Here is a 21,152-nt window from a genome sequence, read left to right on the forward strand (position 1 = left end):
TCAGAGGCCTCGTACGGCTTGTTCGACGAGGTGGACCACCTCTTCTATCGAACGATCGGAGGGTATGTCCACCAGCCTGGACTTCTTGCCGTAGTAGGTGATGAGGGGTGCGGTCTGGGTCCGATAGACCTCGAGGCGATGGCGTATGGCCTCGGGCCTGTCGTCCGGACGGATGACGAGGTCTTCCCCGGTCTCGTCGTCCTTCCCTTCCACTTTCGGGGGGTTGTAGATGACGTGGTAGACCCTCCCCGTAGAGGGACAGACCCTTCGCCCCGAGAGGCGCTTCACCACTTCCTCGTCGTCGATCACGAAGTTGACTACCTTCTCCGGCGGCGAGAAGGCCTCCAAGGCTTCCGCCTGGGGGATGGTACGGGGGAATCCGTCGAGGATGTATCCGTGTCCGGCATCGGGGGCCTTGAGCCGCTCCCGGACGAGGGCCACGGTGAGCTCGTCGGGTACCAGTTCCCCCCGGGCGAGGATCCCTTCCACCTCTCTTCCCAGATCGGTCTTCCGGGAGATGGCGTCCCTGAAGAGGTCCCCGGTGGAGATGTGGGGGATCCCGAGCCGATCCTTCAGGATGGCTGCCACCGTACCTTTACCCGCCCCGGGGGGGCCGAGGAATACCAATCGCATCAGCATGCTCCTTCCCGTCGTGGATGTATGGCTCTCATGTACCATGGAACACGTTGTATGACAAGCATGTTGTACAGCGGTCGGGAATGGGTTAGTATGGAACAGGAGGTGTGTATGGATTTTCTTGCAAAACTCAGGGAGTTGGTGGACAGGGGGGTAGACGTGTCGGCGGAATTCCTCGCCAAGGCCAAGGCCAAGGCCGAGGAGGCGGGAGAGAAGGGTGCGCTCAGGGTCGAGATCTATCAACTCGAGCAGAAGGCCAAGCAGGTGAGCACCCTGCTCGGGGCGGAGGTGTACCACGCCTTCATCGAGAAGGGACAGAAGACCATCACCGCCGAATCCCCGGCGATACGGGATCATCTCGAGGAGCTCTCGCGTCTCCGTTCCCTGCTCGAGACCAAACAGCGGCGTCTCGAGGAGTTGTCGGATACATAACCTCGAGGGTTTCCTCTTGCACAATACCATATCCTCCCTTATTCTATGGGGAAGGGGGAAGCATGGCCGAACAGGATCAACTCCAACTGGTGACGTTTCAGCTCGGGAACGAGATCTACGGCGTGGATATCTTCGATGTGAGGGAGATCCAGCGGAGGCAAGAGGTCCGTCCCATTCCCAACGCCCCTCCTTTTATCGAGGGTATTTTCAAGTTGCGGAGGGATATCATCCCGGTGATCAACCTCCATAGGCGGTTCCACATCCCGGAACCCGAACTCTCGGAGGAGGATCGCCTGCTCAGTGGGATACTCATTCTCGAGATAGACAGGAACAAGATAGGGGTCCTCATCGACAAGGTACTCAGGGTGGTGTCCATTCCCCATGAGAAGGTACAGCCTCCTCCCGAGGTCTTCACCGGTATCGGTACCGAGTACATCGAGGGGGTGGTCCAGCAGGAGGATGGGTACCTCATCGTTCTGGATGTCCACAGACTCTTCAGCCCCAAGGAGCTCAGGCAGATTGAACGCACCATTGCAAGGTAAGGGAGCCGACATGTCGATTCCTCTGTTCCGTCCCTCCATCCGACGGAGAGACATGGAGGCCGTACTCGCACAGATGGTCGACGAACGCCTCGCCCCGGGTGAGGTCTCCAGGACCTTCGCGAGGGATCTCTCGAGGGTCCTGGGTGCAGTCGACGGAGTGGCCTTTCGGGAGTACGAGCGTGCCCTCCTCACATTGATGGGGGTGCTCGAGCTCTCTTCTGGTGACCGCATCCTTGCCTCGCCCCTCCTTCCCGCTGTGTACGGTGAGGTGTGGGCGCGGTTAGGGGTGGATGTGGTGGTGGCCGACGTGGATCCGCGGACGGGTGATCCCCGGGGGCTCGAGGACCTCGTCGACGGAGTGAGGGCGGTCTTCTGGAATCTCCCCCTGGGGGTGGTGCCGCACATGGGGACGCTCGCCTCCCTGGGGGTACCGCTCGTGTTGGATATGTCCCAGGGGGTGGGGGCCTCGTGGGAAGGCGCACCGGTGGGGAGCTTCGCCCGATATGTGGTGGTGAGTCTCGAGTCGGATGGGATCATCACCACCGGAGGCGGTGCGGTGATCGGCGGATGCGGAAAGAAGGAGGCCCAGGCCCTTGTCCGGGCGAGGACGGAGATCCATTTCGGCAACCTCCTCTCGGACATGAACGCCGCTCTCGGTATGACTCAGCTCGCCCAGCTCGACGAATTCATGGAACGGCGCAGGGGGATCTGGGAGGTCTATCTCGATGCCCTCATGAGGTCCCGACATTCGGGTTTCTCCTCCGTCCATGAAGGGGCCGTCTCGGTGCCCTGGACCTTTCCCGTCCTCCTCTCCTCGGAACGGAAGGCGGCCTTCCAGTATGCGAAGAAACAGGGGGTGGAGGCGGGCGAGGCCTTCGAGGATACGCTCATCGCCTGCTTCGATGTGGGAAGGTCGTGTCCGGGAGCGGAGGAACTCCTCCGTCGCTGTCTCATCTTCCCGCTCTATCCCATCATGTCCAAGGAGCGGGTCCAACGGGTGGCGCGTGTGATCGCCTCCCTCCCTTGAATCCGGGTGGACGTATGCCAGATGTCGTGGTGATCGCAAATCTCGAGAAGCCGCGTACCCCTCGTATCCTCAATGAGGTGGAGGAGCGTCTCAGGGGGGAAGGGCTTTCGTACCGCGTGGTCGGTCTGGAGGGGTCACTCCCCGAAGCCTCCCTCGACGGCGCGCGGTTGGCGATCTCCATAGGAGGCGACGGTACGGTTCTCTACAGCGCGCGGCTCGTGGCTTCCCACGGGGTACCGCTTCTGCCGATCAACGCCGGGAGGTTGGGCTTCCTCGCGGAGCTCGGCGAGGGGGAGTGGAGCGAGGTCTTCTCTTCCTGGAAGGAGGGGGAGGCCCTTGTGAGCGAGCGTCTCATGCTCAGGGCCACGGTCTCCAGGGGTGGGGAGGTGGTCGCCTCGTGCATCGGGCTCAACGATGCGGTGATCTCTTCGTCCGGTATCTCGAAGATCGTGCGTCTCTCGGTGGTCATGCACTCCTGTACCATGGGCGAGTATCATGCCGACGGGGTGATCATCGCCACTCCCACGGGGTCCACGGCCTACTCGGCCGCGGCCGGAGGCCCCATCCTCCATCCCGAGGTGCCGGCCTTCATCGTCACGCCCATCTGTGCCCTCTCGCTCGCGAGCAGGCCGGTGGTGACCCCTGCTTCCGAGCCGGTGATCGCCCGGGTGCATCAGCACCTGCGTACGGGGGTGATCCTCACCATAGACGGGCAGGAGGTGGTGGAGCTCGCTCCCGGCGACGAGGTGCGGGTGGAGGATGCGGGGATCAGGGCGCGCCTCCTGCTGTCTCCGCGGTGGACGTTCTACGACGTGCTCCGGACCAAACTCGGATGGTCGGGAGGACCGGTGTATGCTTGAGCAGCTCTCGGTGCGTAACTATGCGATCATGCGTGAGCTCGTGGTGGACTTTTCCTCGGGGTTCACGGTCCTCACGGGTGAGACCGGGGCGGGGAAGTCCATACTCATAGGGGCGTTGGGGCTCCTCGGCGGGGGCAAGGCGGATGCGGATGTGGTGCGCGCCGGGCAGGAGCAGGCCGAGGTGGCGGGGGTCTTCGTGGTGGAGGGCAATCGGGAGGCCCTGGCCTGGCTCGGGGCGCGCGAGATTGAACCCGAGGACGGCCGGGTGGTGGTACGGCGGGTGGTCAGGAGTTCCGGTCGGTCGAGTGCCTTCATCCAGGCCGCGCCGGTGACGGTCGCGGACCTCGAGGAGTTCTCGGGGTTCCTCTTCGATATCCACGGTCAGCACGAGCACCAGTCGCTCTTCCGAACCGAGTTGCATCGGCAGTACCTGGACGCCTTCGGCGGGTTGGAGGGGGATGCGGCCGCGTACGCCGAGGTTTTCAGGCGGCTCACCGAGCGGCGGCGTGAGCTCGAGGATCTCCTCTCCAAGGAGCGGGACCTCGTACGGGAGCGGGAGCTCCTCGCCCATGCGGTGGAGGAGATCGAGGCGGCACGGCTCACACCGGGCGAGGACGAACAGGTGGAACAGGAGCTCTCCCTCCTTTCCCACCTCGAGCAGGTGGCCGAGGACCTCAAGGACTTCTTCTCCCTCGCGACCGAGGGGCCACAGGCGGTGCTTCCCGCCCTCAAACAGATGCGGAGGCTCCTCGGTCAGGTGGAGCGGGTGGACAGGAGGGTGGAGCCCCTGGGGGCACGTCTCGAGAGCGCCTACTACGAGCTCGAGGATGTGACGGAGCAGATCAGGTCGTATCGGGAGGGGCTCGATTTCTCTCCCGAGCGGCTCGAGGCGGTGGCGGAGCGGAGCGCGCTCATCCAGCGCCTCAAGCGCAAGTACGGCGACACCGTGGAGGAGGTGCTATCCTTCCTCGAGGAGGCGCGCCGGAAGCTCTCGAGGTTCGAGTCGTACGATGAGGAGACGGCCCGTCTCAGGATGGAGGTGGAGGAGCTCCAGCGGGAGGTGCTCCGACGGGCAAAGGCCCTCATGGAGGCCCGCGTCCGGGTGGGCGAGGAGTTCGCCCGGAGGGTGGAGACGATCATCCGCTCCCTGGGGATGCAGAAGGCACGGTTCTCCGTCCAGGTGGAGCAGCGTCTCTCGGAGCGGGGGGCGCCCGTGTGCACCCCTTCGGGTATGGACCGGGTGGAGTTCCTCATCGCCCCCAATCCGGGTGAAGACTTCAAGCCTCTCCGCAAGATCGCCTCTGGTGGTGAGATCTCTCGGGTGATGCTCGCCATAAAGACCCTCACGGCGCAGAGCGATCCCATCGCCACCCTCGTGTTCGACGAGGTGGATACGGGTATAGGGGGGGAGGTGGCCCTCGCGGTGGGCGAGTACCTCTACGAGGTGGCGAGATACAAGCAGGTGCTCTGTATCACGCACATCGCATCGATCGCCGCTAGGGGGGATCATCACCTGGTGGTGCGCAAGCGGGTTGAGGGAAACGAGACTATGGCCGATATTGAATATGTGGAAGGGGATGACCGGGAGGAGGAACTAGCGCGCATGCTCTCGGGGGACGTGGACAGCAGGGTCTCGCGGGAGCATGCACGGGAGCTACTCATGAAGTACGGAGGATCCACGCGTGGCTAAGGTGAGCGCCGAGGCACGGGCGCGCTACACGGAGCGTATTCGGAAGTATACGAGCAGGCTCGAGCAGCTCTCGGCGAGGGAGCGGAACCTGTCGGCCATCGTCTCGAAGGCCGATTCGGGGTTTGAGGTGCAGAAGCTCGCCCTCGCGGAACTTCTTCTCAACAAGGTCTCCTTGTACCTGGTGATGGACGCGCTCTCGGAGACGCTCCTGGGGGTGAAGAACGATGGGTTCCTCAACGAGGCGAGAAAGGTGTGGTCACAGAGCGTGATCCAGATCGAGGAGGTGGTCTCCGACTTCATCGATCCTTCCATCTCCGATCTCAAGGACAGGCTGGATGCCATAAGCGGTATGGATGAGAAGGAGCGGTTCCGCCTCATCCACAAGTTGGGGTTCGCCCTGGAGAGCGTGAGGGAGGCCTTCGGTGAGGGCTCGAAGTGGAAGTGGGCCTTCGTGGATATGGAGGCTCGATTCGCCACGGTGGCAAAGAATATCCTCGACCTGCGCACCCTGGTGGAGAAGCTCGATCCCCGGGTGGAGGGGTACAGGGAGCGGGTGCAGTACCTGGAGCTCGTGAAGCGCCTCCTCATGCAGGCGGCGGAGCGCTACAGGGAGCGCTATGAGCTGGCCACCCACAGGCTCGAGGATTTCAGGAAGGCGATCCTCTATCTCGAGAGTTACAAGCGGCTCATGATGCTCCTGGGTGAACGCGAGGAGGTGGAGATGGTGTCGAAGAAGATCGAGGTGTGGCGTAACAAGATGGAGGACGACGAGAAGAAGATGCAGCAGAGGGGCGCTGCGGGCGGGGGACAGCCTCAGGGGGCCTGAGGGTTGAGATGGCGGAGGGAGTCGTGGGGATACAGTTCGCCCAGGGTGAATACCCTCGGTTCTCCTTCGGGATCGTGGCAGACGATCGGAGTTTCGGGGGGGAGGAACTCGCTGAGGACCTGCCTGCAGGCTCCACAGGGGGTGAGGAGGGTGGGGACGTCGGGGCTGTAGATGGCGAGGGCGGTGAAGGCGCGTCGGCCTTCGAGGAGGGCGCGGAACAGGGCGGTGCGTTCGGCGCACACGGTGAGGCCGTACGATCGGTTCTCCATGTTGGCTCCCTGGACGATGGTGCCGTCGTCGCAGAGGAGGGCTGCGCCTACGTGGATGTGGGAGTAGGGGGCGTAGGCGAGGCCGGCGGCGGTGCGTGCGGCGGTGAGGAGTGCCTCGATGTGTCGGGGGTCGAGGGGCATGAGGGCCTCCGGATCCGGTTTTGTTGACAGTCTTCCTTCCGATTTTATAGGATAGTCCCGGGAGTGGGAAGTGAGTCGAGCAGGTGTCTTCTGGATCTTGGTGCTTTCGGTGGTGTTGTTCGTCGTCTTCCCGTACAGGGTGAGGACGGGTGTGGGATTGGTGCCGGAGTGGGGCGGAGGGGAGGGGGGGGATGTGGGGAGGGTGGTGTGGGTGTACGGGGGACCGGGGGTCGTGGGGGCGGTGGGGGAGGAGGGGTGGCGGGAAGTGAGGGGGGAGGGTGTGGTGGGGGGGAGGTGGGGTGTGGTGGCGCGGGAGGGGGATGGCTGGGTGGTGCGGGGGTGGGACGGGAGGGTGCAGGGGCGGCTCCCGGACAGAGGGGTGCCGTTCGTGAAGGATGATCGGCTCTTCATGGTGGGGCGGTTCGGGAGGAGGGTCTGGGAGTGGGGGACCGACGGGGAGGAGCGGGGGATGTGGGTCCATGCGGGGATGCTCACGGCGTTGGACGTGAGGGGGGGAGTGATGGCGGCGGGAGAGGTGGGGGGGCGAGTGGTGGTCCGGGGGAGGGGGGGTGAGGGGGTGTGGGAGGGGGGGGGAGTGGTGTACGGTGTGGCCCTCAGCCCGAATCTCTCCCTCTGTGCGGCGGTGGTGGGGCTCCACCCCCAGCAGGTGGTACTCCTCGGCATCGACGGAGGCCTCGAGGAGCGTATGCGCTTCGTCCTCGACTCCTCCTTCAGACGTCCGGTCTTCCTTTCTTTTCTTTCAGACACCCTTCTGGGTGTGGAATCGGCGCAAGGGTTCCTCCTCGTTGATCTGAGGACCCGCGAGATCTGGACGCTTCCTCTCTCCTCTCCCCGCCTCACCGCCGCCCTGGGTGCGGATCTCCACCTGGTGGACCACGGCGATGGTCCGGGGAGGATGCTCTCCTTCATCTCATCCCTCATGCATGCGGTCCTCTTCTCCCTTCCCCTTCCTCCTCCTGCCTTCTCCGGTTCCGAAGGACGGAGGGTCTTCCTCCGCCATCCGGGAGGGGTGTTCTCCTTGTCACTGGAGGATGACGTATGAGGAAGGCCCTCTTTCCCTTCCTGGGGGTGCTGTTCTCCTTTCTGACGTCTCCTCTCTGGGCCTATCAGTGGCCCGTGGATCCCTCCTTCCTTTCCATGGGGTTCGGAAGCCATGTCGAGGGGATGACGCTCCCCGGGCTCATCTTCACCTCACGGGGGACGGTGTCGCCGGTGGCGGCCGGTGAGGTGGTCTTCACGAGAGAGGCCGGGGATGCAGGTTCCCTTCCCCTGTGGACGTCCTCTCTCGTGGTGATCGCACACGAGGAGGACTTCTTCTCCATCTATCAGGGGCTTCCCCCTTCTCCCCTGCCTCCTGTGGCGGGGCCGATCACTCCTCTCGCCGATATCGAAGGGACCTCGTGGTACTTCGAGCTCTTCGATCTCCGGCGGCAAAAGATTGTGAATCCCCTCATCGTCCTTCCCCCCGTCGATCCTCCCGATACCCGTCCCCCCCGTATCCTGGACCTCGTTATGGAGAGGGATAGGGAACGGATCTCACTCCCCTCCGGGGGGGAGACCGTCATACCCCCCGGCGTGTGGAGGTTCTTCCTGCGGGCTGATGATCCCGGGCCCCTGGGAGAGGGTCTCTGGTTCCGGTGTTCACTCCTCCTCCAAGGGGTGGAGCTTTCGACGATCGAGTGGAGCAGTCTCTCCCTGGTCCAGAAGGCCCTTCTCCCCGAGGGGAGCGTGCCGGGAGAGCCTGTCTACACCGGGGACGGGTTGGTCTTTCTCGGTGCGTTCAGGCTCCTCCCCGGCCGACAGCAGCTTCGGGTTGTGGCCCGTGATCTTGCCGGAAATCTCTCCTCCCGGGTGTATCCCCTGGTCGTACGATAGGAGTGTGTGATGAAGACGTATTCCTCGATCCCTGGAGACGAGCCCGTACGAGAAATCCCGTGTTACGTGTGCGGATCGGAGGAGCGCCTCCCCTTCTGGAAGGGAGAGGGCTTCGGTTACGTGAGATGCAGGGCGTGCGGGTTCGTGTACCAGTATCCCCAACCGGTGCCTCGGGCCCTCCATGCCCGGTACGACCAGCGGTACTTCCAGTATGAGCTGGAGAACGAGGAGAACTTCTTCCAGCTCATGCTCAAGGGGCTCCGGGACGTGGGATTCTTCTGGCTCGAGCGGACCCTGCCCGTCCGTCGGTTCCTGGACATCGGCTGTGCCACGGGTCGCCTCATCGCCCACCTCTCCTCCAGGGGATGGGAGACGAAGGGGGTCGAGATCTGTCATCACTCGGTCTGTCACGCGCGGGAACACCATGGTGTGGACGTCTTCGAGGGGACCCTCGAGGAAGCTCCCTTCGAGCCCGAATCCTTCTCGGTGATCCATTCCTCGCACGTGATCGAACACGTCCCGGATCCCGTGAGCTTTCTCGAACGCATCCATTCGCTCCTCGTGCCGGGAGGCTGGTGTATCCTGGTCACTCCGAACCGGGAGGGCCTCCAGGCCCGTCTCCTCAAGGAGCGCTGGAGGTCGGCCATCCCCGATCACGTCTTCCTCTTCACGAAGCGACATCTTTCCCGTCTCCTCGTCCGGGCGGGGCTCTCTCCCGTGCGGTGGAAGACCTGGGGGGGGATCGCGAAGGGCCTCGCCCCCGAGTATCTCAAGCGCCCGTTGGACGTGCTGGCGAAGTGGTGGGGGTTCGGCGACGTGATGATCGTCCTTTCCAGGAAGACGGGTGCGTTACTTGACAGGTGAAAAAGCTTTTCCCTAGGATAGACCTATGTTGAGAAAGCGACTCGAGCAGCTTTCGGTCGCGGAACTGCAGCGCCTCGCGAACAGGGAAGGGGTGCGCCTCCCCGAGGATGCGGAGAAGGACGAGCTGGTGGACATCCTCCTGGATTTCTACGAGGAGAGGAGGGAGGAACGCGAGTTGTTCACCAACCATCCCATGAGGATAGAGCAGCGGAAGTACGAGATCTCGCTCGACGAGGAGATCGACTACGGCGAGGAGGAGTTCCCCTTCCCGCGGGAATACAACCGGACAGGCATCTACCTCCTTCTGAGGGATCCTTCCTGGGCCTTCTGCTACTGGGAGATACCTCAGACCTTCCTCGTTCGCCTCAAGAAGGAGGAGTTCGGGGGGCTCTTCCTGAGAGTACATCGGGGAACGATGGATGGAGAGGGGTTCCTCTCCGAGGAGAGCTTCGTGATTCCCGTACAATTGCAGGACCGCTCCTGGTACATCAACATCCCCGTGCAGGGAGCGGCCTACCGCGTGGATCTCATCACCATGGAGAAGGATCGCGAGGTGCTGCTCTGCAGGTCCAACGTGGTACACGTCCCCGTACCGCAGGTGAAACCGAAACGACCCGGCGAGGTGAGTCTCAACTCAGACATCCTCATCTCAATCTCGGCCCTCCACAACCGCGAGGAGCTCTTCTTCCCCGATGGGGGGGTTGATAGTACGAGTTCAAGTTCCTACTATGGTGGGTGACGTATGACCCAGGGATACCTGCTCTTCCACCTCCACGCACATCTCCCTTTTGTCCGTCATCCCGAACACCCGCGTTTTCTGGAAGAGTTCTGGCTCTACGAGGCCATCTCGGAGACCTATCTCCCCCTCCTGAGGGTCTTCGAACGCCTGGAGAAGGACGGAGTCCCGTTTTCCCTCTCGATGTCCGTGTCCCCGACCCTCATCTCCATGCTCACCGACCCCCTCCTCCAGGAACGTTACGTCCATCATCTCCATCTCCTCCTCGAGCTGGGGGAGAAGGAGCAGCGGCGGGTCCAGGGAAAGGCCGCACTCGAACGCGTGGTGGAGATGTACCTCGACCTCTACCGGACGAATCTCGAGGACTTCGAATCGAAATACGCTCGCAACATCGTAAAGGGTTTCGATTACTTCTACAAGAAGGGATATCTCGAGATCATCCCCACGGCGGCCACGCATGCCTATCTTCCCCTCTTCACCATCTATCCCTCTGCGGTGTGGGCCCAGATCTCCCTGGGGATGAGCACCCATCTGTCCACCTTCGGGCTTCCGGCCCGGGGGTTCTGGCTCCCTGAATGCGGGTATGAGCCGGGTCTCGAGGAGTACCTCCACGCCGCGCAGATCGATTACTTCTTCACCGCGGCCCATGGCATCCTCTTTGCCGAGAGGCGGCCGGAGTACGGCATCTTCGCACCGGTCCGAACCCCGTCCGGCGTGGTGGCCTTCGGTCGCGATCCTGCAGCGGCACGCGCCGTGTGGTCGTCCGAGGACGGCTACCCGGCCGATCCGGTCTACCGGGACTTCTACCGGGACGTGGGGTACGAGCTCCCCCTCGAGGACGTTGCGTTCTTCCTCCCCGACGGGGAGAACCGGGTCTTCACGGGCTACAAGTACCATGCGATCACGGGCCGCTCGGGAGAGAAGGAGATCTACGATCCGGACCGGGCCCTCGCCCGGGTGGAGGAGCATGCCGCGCACTTCGTGAAAGAGCGGGCGGAGCAGGTGCGGCAGGTGTCCAAGCACATGCCCTTTCCTCCTGCGATCGTCTGTCCCTACGATGCGGAGCTCTTCGGCCACTGGTGGTTCGAGGGACCCGCCTGGCTCGAGGCGATGATCAGGAAGGTGGCGGAGGAGGAGACCCTTTCCCTCATACGTCCCTCCGACTACCTGAAAGAGGGGTATCCCTTCCAGGAGAATCGTCCCTCGTTCTCCAGTTGGGGGACCAAGGGCTATTCGGAGGTGTGGCTCGACGGTCGGAACGACTGGATCTATCGACACCTCCATGCGGCCGTGGAGCAGATGGAAGACCTCGTGGAGCGTTTCTCCGATGCCGAGGGGCTGCGGCGGCGGGCCCTCAATCAGGCGGCGAGGGAGCTCCTCCTCGCGCAGGCCTCGGACTGGCCCTTCATCATCCGGAACGGGACCATGGTCCCCTACGCGCTCCGGAGGATCAAGGAACACCTCTTCTATTTCAGAAAGATCTACGACGCGTTTGCCCGGGGGGCGCTCCCTGCGGATCTCATCACCGGGAGGGAGCGGCGGTATCCTCTCTTCGGAGATATGGATTATCGTGTCTTCGCTCGAGCGAACGTGCCGGTGAGTCCGTCCCTCTACATCCTCTGAAAGCCTCGTCATCACCTCTTCCTATCTCAACATGTGTTGAGATGAGCCCCTTTTATCGGCAGAATCCCGTCTCACCTTGAGTCTTTTTTATTGACAAACCTCAAAAATGCGGTAGTATGGGAAATAAGTGGGAAAAAGTGGGAAATTTTAGGGGGAAAGTGGAACATGATCACCGGGGAGTTCAGGAACACGCTGGATGACAAAGGCAGGCTCCTCCTCCCTTCCAAGATGAGGGTCGAGCTCCCCGGCAATTCTCTGATCCTCACGCGTGGGATCGATCGATGCCTCTGGCTCTTTCCCCCTGAGGAGTGGGCCCGTATCTCCGAGAACCTGCTCACGAGCATCTCTCCCTTCCAGCAGAAGGCCCGGCTCCTCCAGCGGAGGATCGTCGCTCCCGCCCAGGAGGTGGAGATCGACAAGGCGGGGAGGATCACGGTTCCCCAGGCGATGCGTGAGTTCGCAGGGCTCCAGAGGGATGTGGTGATTCTGGGCATCAAGAAGTATATAGAGCTCTGGGACGCCGAGGAGCTCGAACGGTACTGGGAACTCCATGAGGAAGAGTTCCAGGAGGCGGCCGAGGACCTGGGGAAGATGGTGTTCTTCTGAACAAAGGAGGAGACGAGATGGTGAGCATGGAGATAGTACATGTACCGGTATTGAGGGAAGAGGTGGGCGCCTTTCTTTCGGTGCGGGACGGTCTGGTGGTGGACGCGACGCTCGGTGAGGGCGGACACAGCGAGGCCCTCCTGGAATCTCATCCCGGCATCCGGCTCCTCGGGGTGGATGCGGATCCCATCATGCTCTCCCGGGCTGGCGAGCGTCTCAGTCGGTTCGGGGATCGGGTGCGCCTCGTCCAGGGGTGGTTCGACGAGGTCCTGGAGTCCTTCCCTGCGGAAGACAGACCGGTGGGGATCCTGATGGATCTGGGCATCTCGTCGTATCATCTCGAGAAGTCTGGGAGGGGTTTCTCTTTTCTCCGGAGAGAGCCGCTCGACATGCGGCTCTCTCCGTATCTCCCCATGAAGGCCTCCGACGTGGTGAACACCTATTCCGAGACCGAGCTGGTGGATGTCTTCTCCCGGTTCGGGGAGGAGCCCTTCTCGAGGCGGATCGCACGGGCGATCGTGAGCGAGAGGAGGAAGATGCCCATCACCACGAGCGATCACCTGGCTGAGGTGGTGATGAAGGCCGTGCCTCCCAAGGCACGGCGTGGACGGATCCATCCGGCCACGAGGGTCTTCCAGGCCCTGAGGATCGTGGTGAACAAGGAGCTGGAGAGAGTGGAGAGGGCCGTGAGGGCGGGAGTGAGACTCCTCGCGCCGGGGGGGAGGATGGCGGTCATCTCCTTTCACTCCCTCGAGGACAGGATCGTGAAGCGTCTCTTCCGTTTCTATGCCAGCGCCTGTACCTGCCCCCCGGAAGAGCCGATATGTAGGTGTGGGGGACAGGGCATAGTCGAAGTGCTCACGAAGAAGCCGGTCCGTCCCGGCGAAGAGGAGGTGAGGACCAACCCGGCTTCCAGGAGCGCCAGGCTGAGGGTGCTCGAGAAGGTCCGGGATGCGGCGCACCTCAGGGAGGAGGGACATGCGCTACCTTAGGTGGCTCGGTGTGTTTCTCTTTTCTCTCCTCTTCTTTCTCAATATCTGGCAGGGGTACCGGTATGCGGCCCTCAAGGAGGAACTCCGGCGGCTCGAACTGGAGCAGCAACGGATGGTGGAGGAGAACAAGAAGCTCATCACCGCGGTGGAGGCCCTCAGACATCCTCAGCGGATAGAGCGCCTCGGCGAGGAATCCCTGGGCCTCGGGCCCGTGGGAGACCGTCTCGTCATCGAGGTGGAAGGAGGGGGGGAATGAGCGCCCGTACCCTTCCCGCCCTCTCCCTGGACCAGCTGGCTTCCATCGTAGGAGCTCGCCTCGTCGCCCCATCCGGAGAACGTCCCCCGATCCGGAGGGTCACGATCGATTCCCGGGAGTGTGAAGAAGGTGTGCTCTTCGTCCCACTCAGGGGTCGTTTCACCGATGGTCACCTCTACCTGGGAGAGGCCTTCCAACGAGGCGCGTCTGCAGCCCTGGTGCAGGAGACCGTGTTCTCTGAAGCGGGATCGGCCCTCCTGAAACACGTGGTCCAGACCCGCGGGGCCCTCCTCGTGGTGCCCGATACGCTCGAGGCCCTTCAGACCCTGGGCGAGTGGTACCTTTCGTCCCTCCGGGTTCCGATTCGGATAGGGGTGACCGGGAGCAGCGGGAAGACGTCCACCAAGGAGATGCTCAGAGCCGTGCTCTCCCTCCACTATTCGAGGGTGTGGGCCACCGAAGGGAACCTCAATTCGGAAATAGGCGTGCCGCTCTCGATCCTCGGTATCCGGGAGGAGCCTGAGGTGGTGATCTGCGAGATGGGTATCGATCATGTCGGGGAGATGGACGTGCTCGCACGTATCGTGAAGCCCAATCTCGCGGTCGTCACGGGGATAGGGAGTGCGCATCTGGAGCGGTTTGGCACGAGGGAGCGCATCGCACGCGAGAAGGCGAAGATCTTCTCCTCTTTCGACGATCGCTCGGTGGGCTTCATCCCCGAGGACGAGGAGTTCTTCCATGTCCTGGTGGAGGGGTGGCGTGGAACCTTCCTCCCCTACGGACCTGCCACGGTGGAGGGCTTCGAGGGGTGGGAGAGTCGGGGGCTCGAAGGCGTGATCCTTTTGTGGAAGGGGCTGCGTATACCGCTCCAGGGATACGGGGAACACATGGTGAGGAATGCCCTGGGGGTGATCCGTCTCTCCGATCACCTGGGTGTTCCTCCCTCGATGGTGGCGGAGGGGCTCCAGGCCTACCGTCCGCTCTTCGGGAGAGGGGAGCTCAAGGAGATCGGGGGGGTGTGGTTCCTCGTGGATTGTTACAATGCGAATCCCGAGTCCATGAGGGCTTCGCTCGAGGGCGTGCGGGGTCTCAAGGGGGTCCGGAGGCGCATCGTGGTCCTCGGGAGCATGCGTGAGCTGGGGGATGCCGCTCCGTCCGAGCACAGGAGGCTGGGGGACTATCTCGCCGGATATCCGGCGGATGTGGTGCTGCTGGTGGGTGAGGAGATGGAAGCCGCCTTTGCTGTGCTCGAGGGGCGGAGCGGGGTCTGGTGGATGAGGACCGTGGAGGAGGCGTCCTCGCTCCTCGTTTCGATCGTTCAGGAAGGGGATCTCGTGCTGCTCAAAGGCTCGAGGGCACTGGGCCTGGAACGGATCATCCAGGACTTCGAGGGGAGGTATCATGCTTAAGGAACTACTCTATCCGCTCGTGAAGTACTTCACGCCTTTCAATATCTTCCAGTATATCACCTTCAGGGCGGCCTACGCCGCTGTCACCGCGCTCCTCATCTCCTTCGTCTTGGGGCCCATGGTGATCGACTGGCTTCGTCGACTCAAAGCGGGGGAGGAGGTGAGAGAGGACGGCCCGAGCACCCATCGGGCGAAGTCGGGTACACCTACCATGGGGGGAACCTTCATCATCTTCTCCATCCTGATCTCGGTGCTCCTCTGGCAAGATCTTCGCAATCCTTACACCTGGATCATGCTCCTCTCGGTGGTGGGTTTCGGTCTTCTCGGTTTTGTCGACGACTACCTCAAGGTCTTCAAGAAGAACCGTACGGGATTGCGGGCAGGGGTGAAGTTCATAGGACAGATCGTCCTCTCCCTTCTCATCCTCTTCTTCATCCTCAGACAGGGGAACGAGTACACCACCCTCCTCTACATCCCCTTCTTCAAGAATCCGGTCCTCGATCTCTCGTATTGGTACATTCCCTTCGCCGTGATCTTCATCGTCGGGTATTCCAATGCCGTGAACCTGACCGACGGGCTCGACGGTCTCGCCACCGGCCTGGTGATCATGGTGGGGCTGGCGGTGGCGGTCTTCGCCTACCTGTCCGGTCGTGTGGACTTCTCGGAGTACCTCCAGATACCGTATCTTCCCGGGAGTGGAGAGCTCGCGGTCTTCGCCACGGCCCTGGTGGGGGCGAGCATCGGTTTCCTCTGGTTCAACGCGCATCCCGCCGAGGTCATGATGGGCGACACGGGGAGCCTCAGCCTGGGGGGAACCCTGGCCGTCCTGGGTATCCTCCTCAAGAAGGAAATCCTTCTGCTCATCGTGGGGGGGGTGTTCGTCCTCGAGACCGCGTCCGTGATCCTCCAAGTCCTCTCCTACAAGCTTCGGGGAGGGAAGCGGATCTTCAGGATGGCGCCGCTCCACCACCACTTCGAGCTCTCGGGCTGGCCCGAGAGTAAGGTGGTGATCCGCATGTGGATACTCGGAGGCCTGTTTGCGATCATAGGGCTCTCCACGCTCAAGATCCAGTAAGGGGTACCATGAGAGGCGGATTCGCACCCGAACGTGTCCACGACTCCTCGAGAGGCACCTTCCTCCCGTTGCTGGTGGTGCTCCTCCTCTCGGTGGGGCTCTCCATGCTCTTCTCTGCCTCCCACTATCGCTCGGAAGTCCTGGTGGGCAACCCCTACTACTTCGTGCTCCAACAGGCGGTGAGGGTTGCGGTGGGTCTCGTGGTGGCGGGAGCCCTCGTCCTCATCCCCCTCGAGGTCCTGCAGCGCACCGTGCCCTGGATGGTCCTGGGCACCCTGGGGCTCCTCCTCCTCACCTTCGTGCCCGGTATAGGGGTGTCGTTCTTCGGTGCGAACCGCTGGATCGTGGTAGCCGGCGTCTCCTTCCAGCCTTCGGAACTCGCCAAATTCGTCCTCGTCTTCTACCTCTCCTACATCCTCTCCAGGAAACGTGACAGGTTCGAGGATCCGGGGGTCTCCATCGTGCCGCCCGCGGTCGTCCTCTTTTCCTTCGTGTTGCTCGTCTATCTCCAGAACGACTTCTCCACCGCCATCTTCCTCCTCTTCTCGGGGATGTACGTGTTCTTCGCGGCAGGGGTGCCCTTCAGGTACTTCGCCTTTTTCTTCATGGTGGGCGTTCCGCTCTTCCTCATCCTTCTGTTCACCAGGGAACACCGCGTGCTGAGACTCCTGGCCTATCTCGACCCGTCCCGTGATCCCGACGGTGTGGGATACCAGATACAGGCCTCGCTCCGCGCCCTTTCGGAGGGGGGCTTCTGGGGCAAGGGCATGGGAAACGGCACCTACAAGTATGGGGTGTTGCCCGAAGCCCATTCGGACTTCATCTTCGCCACGGTGGGGGAGGAGTTGGGATTCGTGGGGGTGGTGGGGATCTGCCTCCTGTTCGCGATGCTCGTCCTGGAAGGGTACCGGATAGGGATGCGCCAGGGAGAGGACTTCCCCAGGCTGCTCGCCTTTTCCGTGACGACCACCCTCGCCCTCCAGGTGCTCATAAACCTCTCGGTGGTGTGCGGTCTGCTTCCCACGACCGGGGTGCCGCTCCCGTTTTTCTCCGCAGGAGGGTCGGCGGCCCTCGTGACCCTCATGTTCTGCGGACTCCTTGGAAATCTGTCACGGAGGGGGAGGGACCCGCATGGCTGACCACATGCTCTATGCGGAATACCTGACCCCTGCGAAGGAACGGGGATCGAGAGGGCGGTGGATCTGGTGGGTGCTTGCCTGCTCCTTGCTGGCGGGCGCCCTCTACCTCGTAGTGCAGGTGGTGCTCCTCCCCCGGCTCAGGATCACGAGGATCATCCTGGAGGGGGATCTCCCGGCGTCTTCCGAGGTGATCCTCGAGCGGGCGGGACTCGATGTCGGACATCCCATCCTTTTCACGGTGAGGACCGAGGAGATCCGGCGGAGACTCGAGGCCTGGCCCGTGGTGGCCCACGTGGAGGTGGAGAAGGTCTTCCCCGGGACATTGAGGATAAGCCTTGCCTCTCGCACGCCGCTCGTGTATCTTCTCGTCGATCGGGACGGGGTCCTCGTCCCTGCGGTGTGCGACGAGGAGGGTGTGGTGTTCCTCGCGGGGAAGCAGGTCCCCGCTGTGGACCTGCCCGTGCTCAGCGGTGTGCGGTTCTCCAAGTTCATGGTGGGGGCCCGGGTGCCTGAGGCGGTACGGGCCTTCCTGAAGGATGTAGACGAACTCCGGAAGACGAGTCCCCGGACTCTGGGGCTGATCTCGGAGTTCAGGCTGGTGGCCCGCGGGGAATACCTCTTCGACATCCAGGTCTTCTTCAGAGGCTACCGGGTGCCGGTGAGGTTCGAGGGCCATCTCACCGAGGAGAAGGTGCACTATGCCCTCATGATTCTCGATGTGCTCTCGGAGGAGGGCCTCCTGGAGGGGATGTCTGAAGTGGATTTCAGAGGAGGGCGTATTACGTATACGAAGAGGAGTGGTGTCTGATGGATCCCGTGGTAGTCGGACTGGATATAGGGACCACACAGGTGAGGAGTCTCATCGCCGAGCTTTCCGAGAGGGGGGAGCTCGAGGTGACAGGGGTGGGGAGGGCCGTCTCTCCTGGTCTGCGCCGCGGGGTGGTCATCAATATCGATGCCACCCTCGAGGCGGTGCGTGAGGCGATCGAGCATGCCGAGATGATGGCGGGAAGGGAGGTGGAGGATGTCTTCACCGGGATCGCGGGCACACACATAGAGGGGATCAACTCGAAGGGAGTGGTGGCCGTCTCTCCAAAGGGCAAGGAGCGGAAGGTCTCTCAGGAGGATATCGTGCGGGTCCTCGATGCGGCCAAGGCCCTTGGGCTCCCCATGGACCGGGAGATCCTCCATGCGATTCCCCAGGAGTACAAGGTGGACGAGCAGGACCACATCAAGGACCCTCTCAACATCCTCGGTGTGCGGCTGGAGGCCGACGTGCACATCATCACCGGATCGGTCACGGCTTCCCAAAACCTCATCAAGTGCGTCCAGCGGGCAGGGTATGACGTGCACGGCCTCTTCCTCGAAGCCCTTGCGGCGGGCAAGGCGGTCCTCACCGAGGACGAGAAGGACCTGGGAGTCGTCCACATCGACATCGGAGGAGGCACTACCGATGTGGTGGTGTATCTGGGTGGAGCGCCGTACCTCACGGGAGCCATCCCCATAGGGGCCTCCCAGGTGACTTCCGACCTCTCCATCATGCTGGAGACTCCGTTCGAGGCTGCGGAGCGGCTGAAACGCCAATCGGGGTGCTGTTTCCTCCCCCTCGTGGAGGACGAAGAAGTCATCATCCCGGGGGTGGGGGGACGGCCTCCCCTCGCGACCAGCAGGGCCGAGGTGGTGCACATCATACAGGCTCGTATGACCGAGATCTACGAGCTCATACTCGAGAAGATCCAGAAGAAGGGCTATCTCCCCCACGTGGGTGGGGGGGTGGTGCTCACAGGAGGAGGCGCCCTCCTCGAGGGGGCTTCCGAGCTCGCCATGGAGGTCTTCGGCAAGCCCGCCCGTGTGGGGTATCCCATGGGGGTCAAGGGGCTTCCTCCGGAGTTCGAGACGCCGGAGTTCGCCACCGCGGTGGGTCTCCTCCTCTTCGGGAAGGAAGTGCTCCTCGAGGAAGGTGTGAGGCCGTTGTCCCAGAGGAGATCGTCGTGGTTCTCCTCGATCGGGCAGTGGCTCAAGAACTTTTTCGAATGACGCCCTTGAGGCGAAGGGAGGGGAAATGAATATCGAATTGATCGACGAGTTTTCACAGAACCCCACGCGAATAAAGGTGATCGGTGTGGGCGGAGGCGGATGCAACGCCGTGAACCGCATGATAGAGGCGGGGGTGCAGCACGTGGACTTCGTCGCCATGAACACCGACGTGCAAGCCCTGGGGCTCTCCCTGGCCGATACCAAGGTGCCCCTGGGTAAGAAACTCACCGGTGGTCTGGGAGCCGGAGGGAATCCCGAAGTGGGGGGAAAGGCGGCCGAGGAGGACAGGGACACCATACGGGATCTCCTCACCGGTGCGGACATGGTGTTCATCACTGCGGGTATGGGGGGAGGGACGGGGACCGGGGCGGCGCCGGTGATCGCGAGTGTGGCGAGGGAGCTGGACATCCTCACCGTGGGGGTGGTGACCAGGCCCTTCGGTTTCGAGGGCAGACAGAAGGCTCGGATCGCCGAGGAAGGGATCCGAAAGATGCGCGAGTTCGTGGACACCCTCATCATCATACCCAACGAGAACCTGCTCAAGGTGGTGAAACCGAACACCCCCCTCAGAGAGGCCTTCAAGGTGGCGGACGATGTCCTCAGGCAGGGGGTGCAGGGCATCTCCGACCTCATCACCAGGCCGGGTATCATCAATATCGATTTCGCGGACGTCCGCAAGATCATGAAGGGAAGGGGCGATGCCCTCATGGGGGTCGGAAGGGGTCGTGGTGAGAATCGAGCCGTCGACGCCGCCACCACCGCCATCAACAACCCCCTCCTCGACGACATCCAGATCGAAGGGGCGAAAGGAATACTCGTGAACGTGACGGCGGGGCCCGACTTCACCCTCCAGGAGTACAGCGAGGTGATGAACATCATCAATGCGAACTCCAAGTCCGACGAGGAGACCGAGATCATCGTGGGCACGGCCGAGGATCCCGAGATGGAGGACTGGGTGGTGGTCACGGTGATCGCCACCGGATTCCAGCACGTGAGGGCGGTGGAGGAGGAGAAGCCCGCCCAGGAACGAAAGGAAGTCCTCTCGGTGGACGAGTGGGACAGGATACTCGGGAAGGGGGGGGCCCCGAAGAAGGAAGAACGGATGGTTCCACGGTCGCTCTTCCCCAGCGAGGACGAGTTGGGCATCCCTGCTGTCCTGAGGTATCAGCGAAGGAAGGGACAGTGAGGAAGGTCTATGACTACCGGGCATGAGCGCCTGCTGCGCCGATACCGGACGCATCTCGTTGCAGAGCTGGGGCGTTCGCGCCTCACCGAGGAGACGTATCTACCTCTCTGTGAACGGTTCTGCGCATGGTTGGAGTGCAGGGGATTGGAGGTGGAGACGGTCTCCCGCCGTACGTGTGAGGAGTTCATCGTCGACGAGCGGGGGGAAGGCAAGGAAACCCGCACGATCGCCAAGGAGATGAGCGCCCTCCGATCGTTCTTCAGGTTCCTGGTGCTCGAGGGGGTGCGGCCCGACAACCCGCTCGAGGAGATGGATGCGCCCCGGATCTCGCGGACCCTGCCCCGCGTCCTCGAGGAAGAGGAGGTGGAGATCCTCCTCGAAGCGGTGGATACCACCCCCCCCGAGGGGATGCGGGACAGATGCCTCCTGGAGGTGCTCTATTCCTGCGGGCTTCGGGTCTCCGAGGCGTGCGGACTCGACCTCCAGGACATCTTCCTCTCCGAGGGGTTCGTGAAGGTGCGGGGCAAGGGGGAGAAGGAGCGTCTCGTGCCCTTCGGAAAGGAGGCCGGGCACTGGATGAGGCGATACCTCTCCGAGGCGCGACCGGTCCTGGCGGCACGCCGTCCTGGCTCGCGGGAGCAGGCGGTCTTCCTCAACCGATGGGGACGACGTCTTTCGCGGAAGGGCGCCTGGATCCGACTCAAGAGGCTCGTCGCGGCCAGCGGGGTGGACGCAAAGCTCCACACGTTTCGACACACGTGCGCCACCCACCTGCTCCACGGAGGGGCGAATCTGAGGGAGGTGCAGGAGTTCCTTGGGCATGCCGATATCTCCACGACGCAGATCTACACCCATGTGGACGCCCGTCGCCTCGCATCCTACCATCACATGTACCACCCAAGGGGGTAGC

At 62.8% G+C, this 21,152-nt stretch carries 23 protein-coding genes; 21 read left to right on the forward strand and 2 right to left on the reverse strand.

The features are described from left to right. Entirely contained in the window at positions 1 to 633 is a 633-nt protein-coding gene (locus tag SPITH_RS04600; protein ID WP_014624550.1) for an adenylate kinase, read from the reverse strand. A 114-nt stretch (positions 634 to 747) separates the two neighbouring features. Between SPITH_RS04600 and SPITH_RS04605 the strand changes: the two genes are divergently transcribed. From SPITH_RS04605 to SPITH_RS04630, 6 genes are all read left to right on the forward strand, one after another. Continuing rightward, positions 748 to 1,068, forward strand: coding sequence for a hypothetical protein (locus SPITH_RS04605; protein ID WP_014624551.1), 321 nt, complete (start codon positions 748 to 750; stop codon positions 1,066 to 1,068). A gap of 62 nt (positions 1,069 to 1,130) precedes the next feature. Continuing rightward, positions 1,131 to 1,610: a chemotaxis protein CheW gene (locus SPITH_RS04610; RefSeq protein WP_014624552.1), complete on the forward strand. Its 480-nt coding sequence runs from the start codon at positions 1,131 to 1,133 to the stop codon at positions 1,608 to 1,610. 10 nt (positions 1,611 to 1,620) lie between these two features. Continuing rightward, complete coding sequence (locus SPITH_RS04615; protein ID WP_014624553.1) at positions 1,621 to 2,637, forward strand: DegT/DnrJ/EryC1/StrS family aminotransferase; 1,017 nt, start codon at positions 1,621 to 1,623, stop codon at positions 2,635 to 2,637. Positions 2,638 to 2,651: 14 nt separating this feature from the next. After that, positions 2,652 to 3,497, forward strand: a complete 846-nt coding sequence (locus tag SPITH_RS04620; protein ID WP_014624554.1) for an NAD(+)/NADH kinase — start codon at positions 2,652 to 2,654, stop codon at positions 3,495 to 3,497. Further along, complete coding sequence (recN, locus tag SPITH_RS04625; protein WP_014624555.1) at positions 3,490 to 5,187, forward strand: DNA repair protein RecN; 1,698 nt, start codon at positions 3,490 to 3,492, stop codon at positions 5,185 to 5,187. The genes SPITH_RS04620 and recN overlap by 8 nt, the downstream gene beginning before the upstream one ends. Further along, positions 5,180 to 6,013 (forward strand): butyrate kinase, encoded by an 834-nt coding sequence (locus SPITH_RS04630; RefSeq protein ID WP_014624556.1) that lies wholly within the window; start codon positions 5,180 to 5,182, stop codon positions 6,011 to 6,013. Before recN ends, SPITH_RS04630 begins: the two co-directional genes overlap by 8 nt. Here SPITH_RS04630 and SPITH_RS11945 read toward each other — a convergent pair. After that, complete coding sequence (locus SPITH_RS11945) at positions 6,001 to 6,423, reverse strand: cytidine deaminase (RefSeq protein ID WP_014624557.1); 423 nt, start codon at positions 6,421 to 6,423, stop codon at positions 6,001 to 6,003. The genes SPITH_RS04630 and SPITH_RS11945 overlap by 13 nt on opposite strands. Positions 6,424 to 6,493: 70 nt before the next feature. On the opposite strand from SPITH_RS11945, the gene SPITH_RS04640 reads away from it, so the two are divergent. From SPITH_RS04640 to SPITH_RS04710, 15 genes are all read left to right on the forward strand, one after another. Continuing rightward, a complete protein-coding gene (locus tag SPITH_RS04640; RefSeq protein ID WP_014624558.1) occupies positions 6,494 to 7,486 on the forward strand; it encodes a hypothetical protein in 993 nt (330 codons plus the stop codon). After that, positions 7,483 to 8,319: a hypothetical protein gene (locus SPITH_RS04645; RefSeq protein ID WP_014624559.1), complete on the forward strand. Its 837-nt coding sequence runs from the start codon at positions 7,483 to 7,485 to the stop codon at positions 8,317 to 8,319. Before SPITH_RS04640 ends, SPITH_RS04645 begins: the two co-directional genes overlap by 4 nt. Before the next feature lie 9 nt (positions 8,320 to 8,328). After that, positions 8,329 to 9,183: a class I SAM-dependent methyltransferase gene (locus SPITH_RS04650; RefSeq protein ID WP_014624560.1), complete on the forward strand. Its 855-nt coding sequence runs from the start codon at positions 8,329 to 8,331 to the stop codon at positions 9,181 to 9,183. Positions 9,184 to 9,208: 25 nt separating this feature from the next. Further along, positions 9,209 to 9,922, forward strand: a complete 714-nt coding sequence (locus SPITH_RS04655) for a DUF4912 domain-containing protein (protein ID WP_014624561.1) — start codon at positions 9,209 to 9,211, stop codon at positions 9,920 to 9,922. Positions 9,923 to 9,925: 3 nt separating this feature from the next. Then, a complete protein-coding gene (locus SPITH_RS04660; RefSeq protein WP_014624562.1) occupies positions 9,926 to 11,542 on the forward strand; it encodes a glycoside hydrolase family 57 protein in 1,617 nt (538 codons plus the stop codon). Between the two features lie 165 nt (positions 11,543 to 11,707). Then, on the forward strand, positions 11,708 to 12,148 hold the full coding sequence (mraZ, locus tag SPITH_RS04665; protein ID WP_013313679.1) for a division/cell wall cluster transcriptional repressor MraZ: 441 nt from the start codon (positions 11,708 to 11,710) through the stop codon (positions 12,146 to 12,148). Between the two features lie 26 nt (positions 12,149 to 12,174). Continuing rightward, positions 12,175 to 13,140, forward strand: a complete 966-nt coding sequence (rsmH, locus tag SPITH_RS04670; RefSeq protein ID WP_041624190.1) for a 16S rRNA (cytosine(1402)-N(4))-methyltransferase RsmH — start codon at positions 12,175 to 12,177, stop codon at positions 13,138 to 13,140. After that, complete coding sequence (locus SPITH_RS04675) at positions 13,127 to 13,396, forward strand: hypothetical protein (protein ID WP_013313681.1); 270 nt, start codon at positions 13,127 to 13,129, stop codon at positions 13,394 to 13,396. The genes rsmH and SPITH_RS04675 overlap by 14 nt, the downstream gene beginning before the upstream one ends. Continuing rightward, the gene (locus tag SPITH_RS04680; protein WP_014624564.1) at positions 13,393 to 14,805 is read left to right on the forward strand and encodes a UDP-N-acetylmuramoyl-tripeptide--D-alanyl-D-alanine ligase; all 1,413 of its coding nucleotides are present in this window, start codon (positions 13,393 to 13,395) and stop codon (positions 14,803 to 14,805) included. The genes SPITH_RS04675 and SPITH_RS04680 overlap by 4 nt, the downstream gene beginning before the upstream one ends. After that, entirely contained in the window at positions 14,798 to 15,880 is a 1,083-nt protein-coding gene (mraY, locus tag SPITH_RS04685) for a phospho-N-acetylmuramoyl-pentapeptide-transferase (protein WP_014624565.1), read from the forward strand. The genes SPITH_RS04680 and mraY overlap by 8 nt, the downstream gene beginning before the upstream one ends. An 8-nt stretch (positions 15,881 to 15,888) precedes the next feature. Next, positions 15,889 to 17,019, forward strand: a complete 1,131-nt coding sequence (ftsW, locus tag SPITH_RS04690) for a putative lipid II flippase FtsW (RefSeq protein WP_014624566.1) — start codon at positions 15,889 to 15,891, stop codon at positions 17,017 to 17,019. After that, positions 17,012 to 17,827: a cell division protein FtsQ/DivIB gene (locus SPITH_RS04695; RefSeq protein ID WP_014624567.1), complete on the forward strand. Its 816-nt coding sequence runs from the start codon at positions 17,012 to 17,014 to the stop codon at positions 17,825 to 17,827. The genes ftsW and SPITH_RS04695 overlap by 8 nt, the downstream gene beginning before the upstream one ends. After that, positions 17,827 to 19,056: a cell division protein FtsA gene (ftsA, locus tag SPITH_RS04700; protein ID WP_014624568.1), complete on the forward strand. Its 1,230-nt coding sequence runs from the start codon at positions 17,827 to 17,829 to the stop codon at positions 19,054 to 19,056. The genes SPITH_RS04695 and ftsA overlap by 1 nt, the downstream gene beginning before the upstream one ends. Positions 19,057 to 19,081: 25 nt before the next feature. After that, positions 19,082 to 20,242 (forward strand): cell division protein FtsZ, encoded by a 1,161-nt coding sequence (gene ftsZ / locus SPITH_RS04705; RefSeq protein WP_014624569.1) that lies wholly within the window; start codon positions 19,082 to 19,084, stop codon positions 20,240 to 20,242. A gap of 9 nt (positions 20,243 to 20,251) precedes the next feature. Continuing rightward, positions 20,252 to 21,151, forward strand: coding sequence for a tyrosine recombinase (locus SPITH_RS04710; protein ID WP_014624570.1), 900 nt, complete (start codon positions 20,252 to 20,254; stop codon positions 21,149 to 21,151). Position 21,152 lies beyond the last annotated feature (1 nt).

The sequence above is a fragment of the Spirochaeta thermophila DSM 6578 genome, assembly GCF_000184345.1.
Classification (GTDB): domain Bacteria; phylum Spirochaetota; class Spirochaetia; order Winmispirales; family Winmispiraceae; genus Winmispira; species Winmispira thermophila.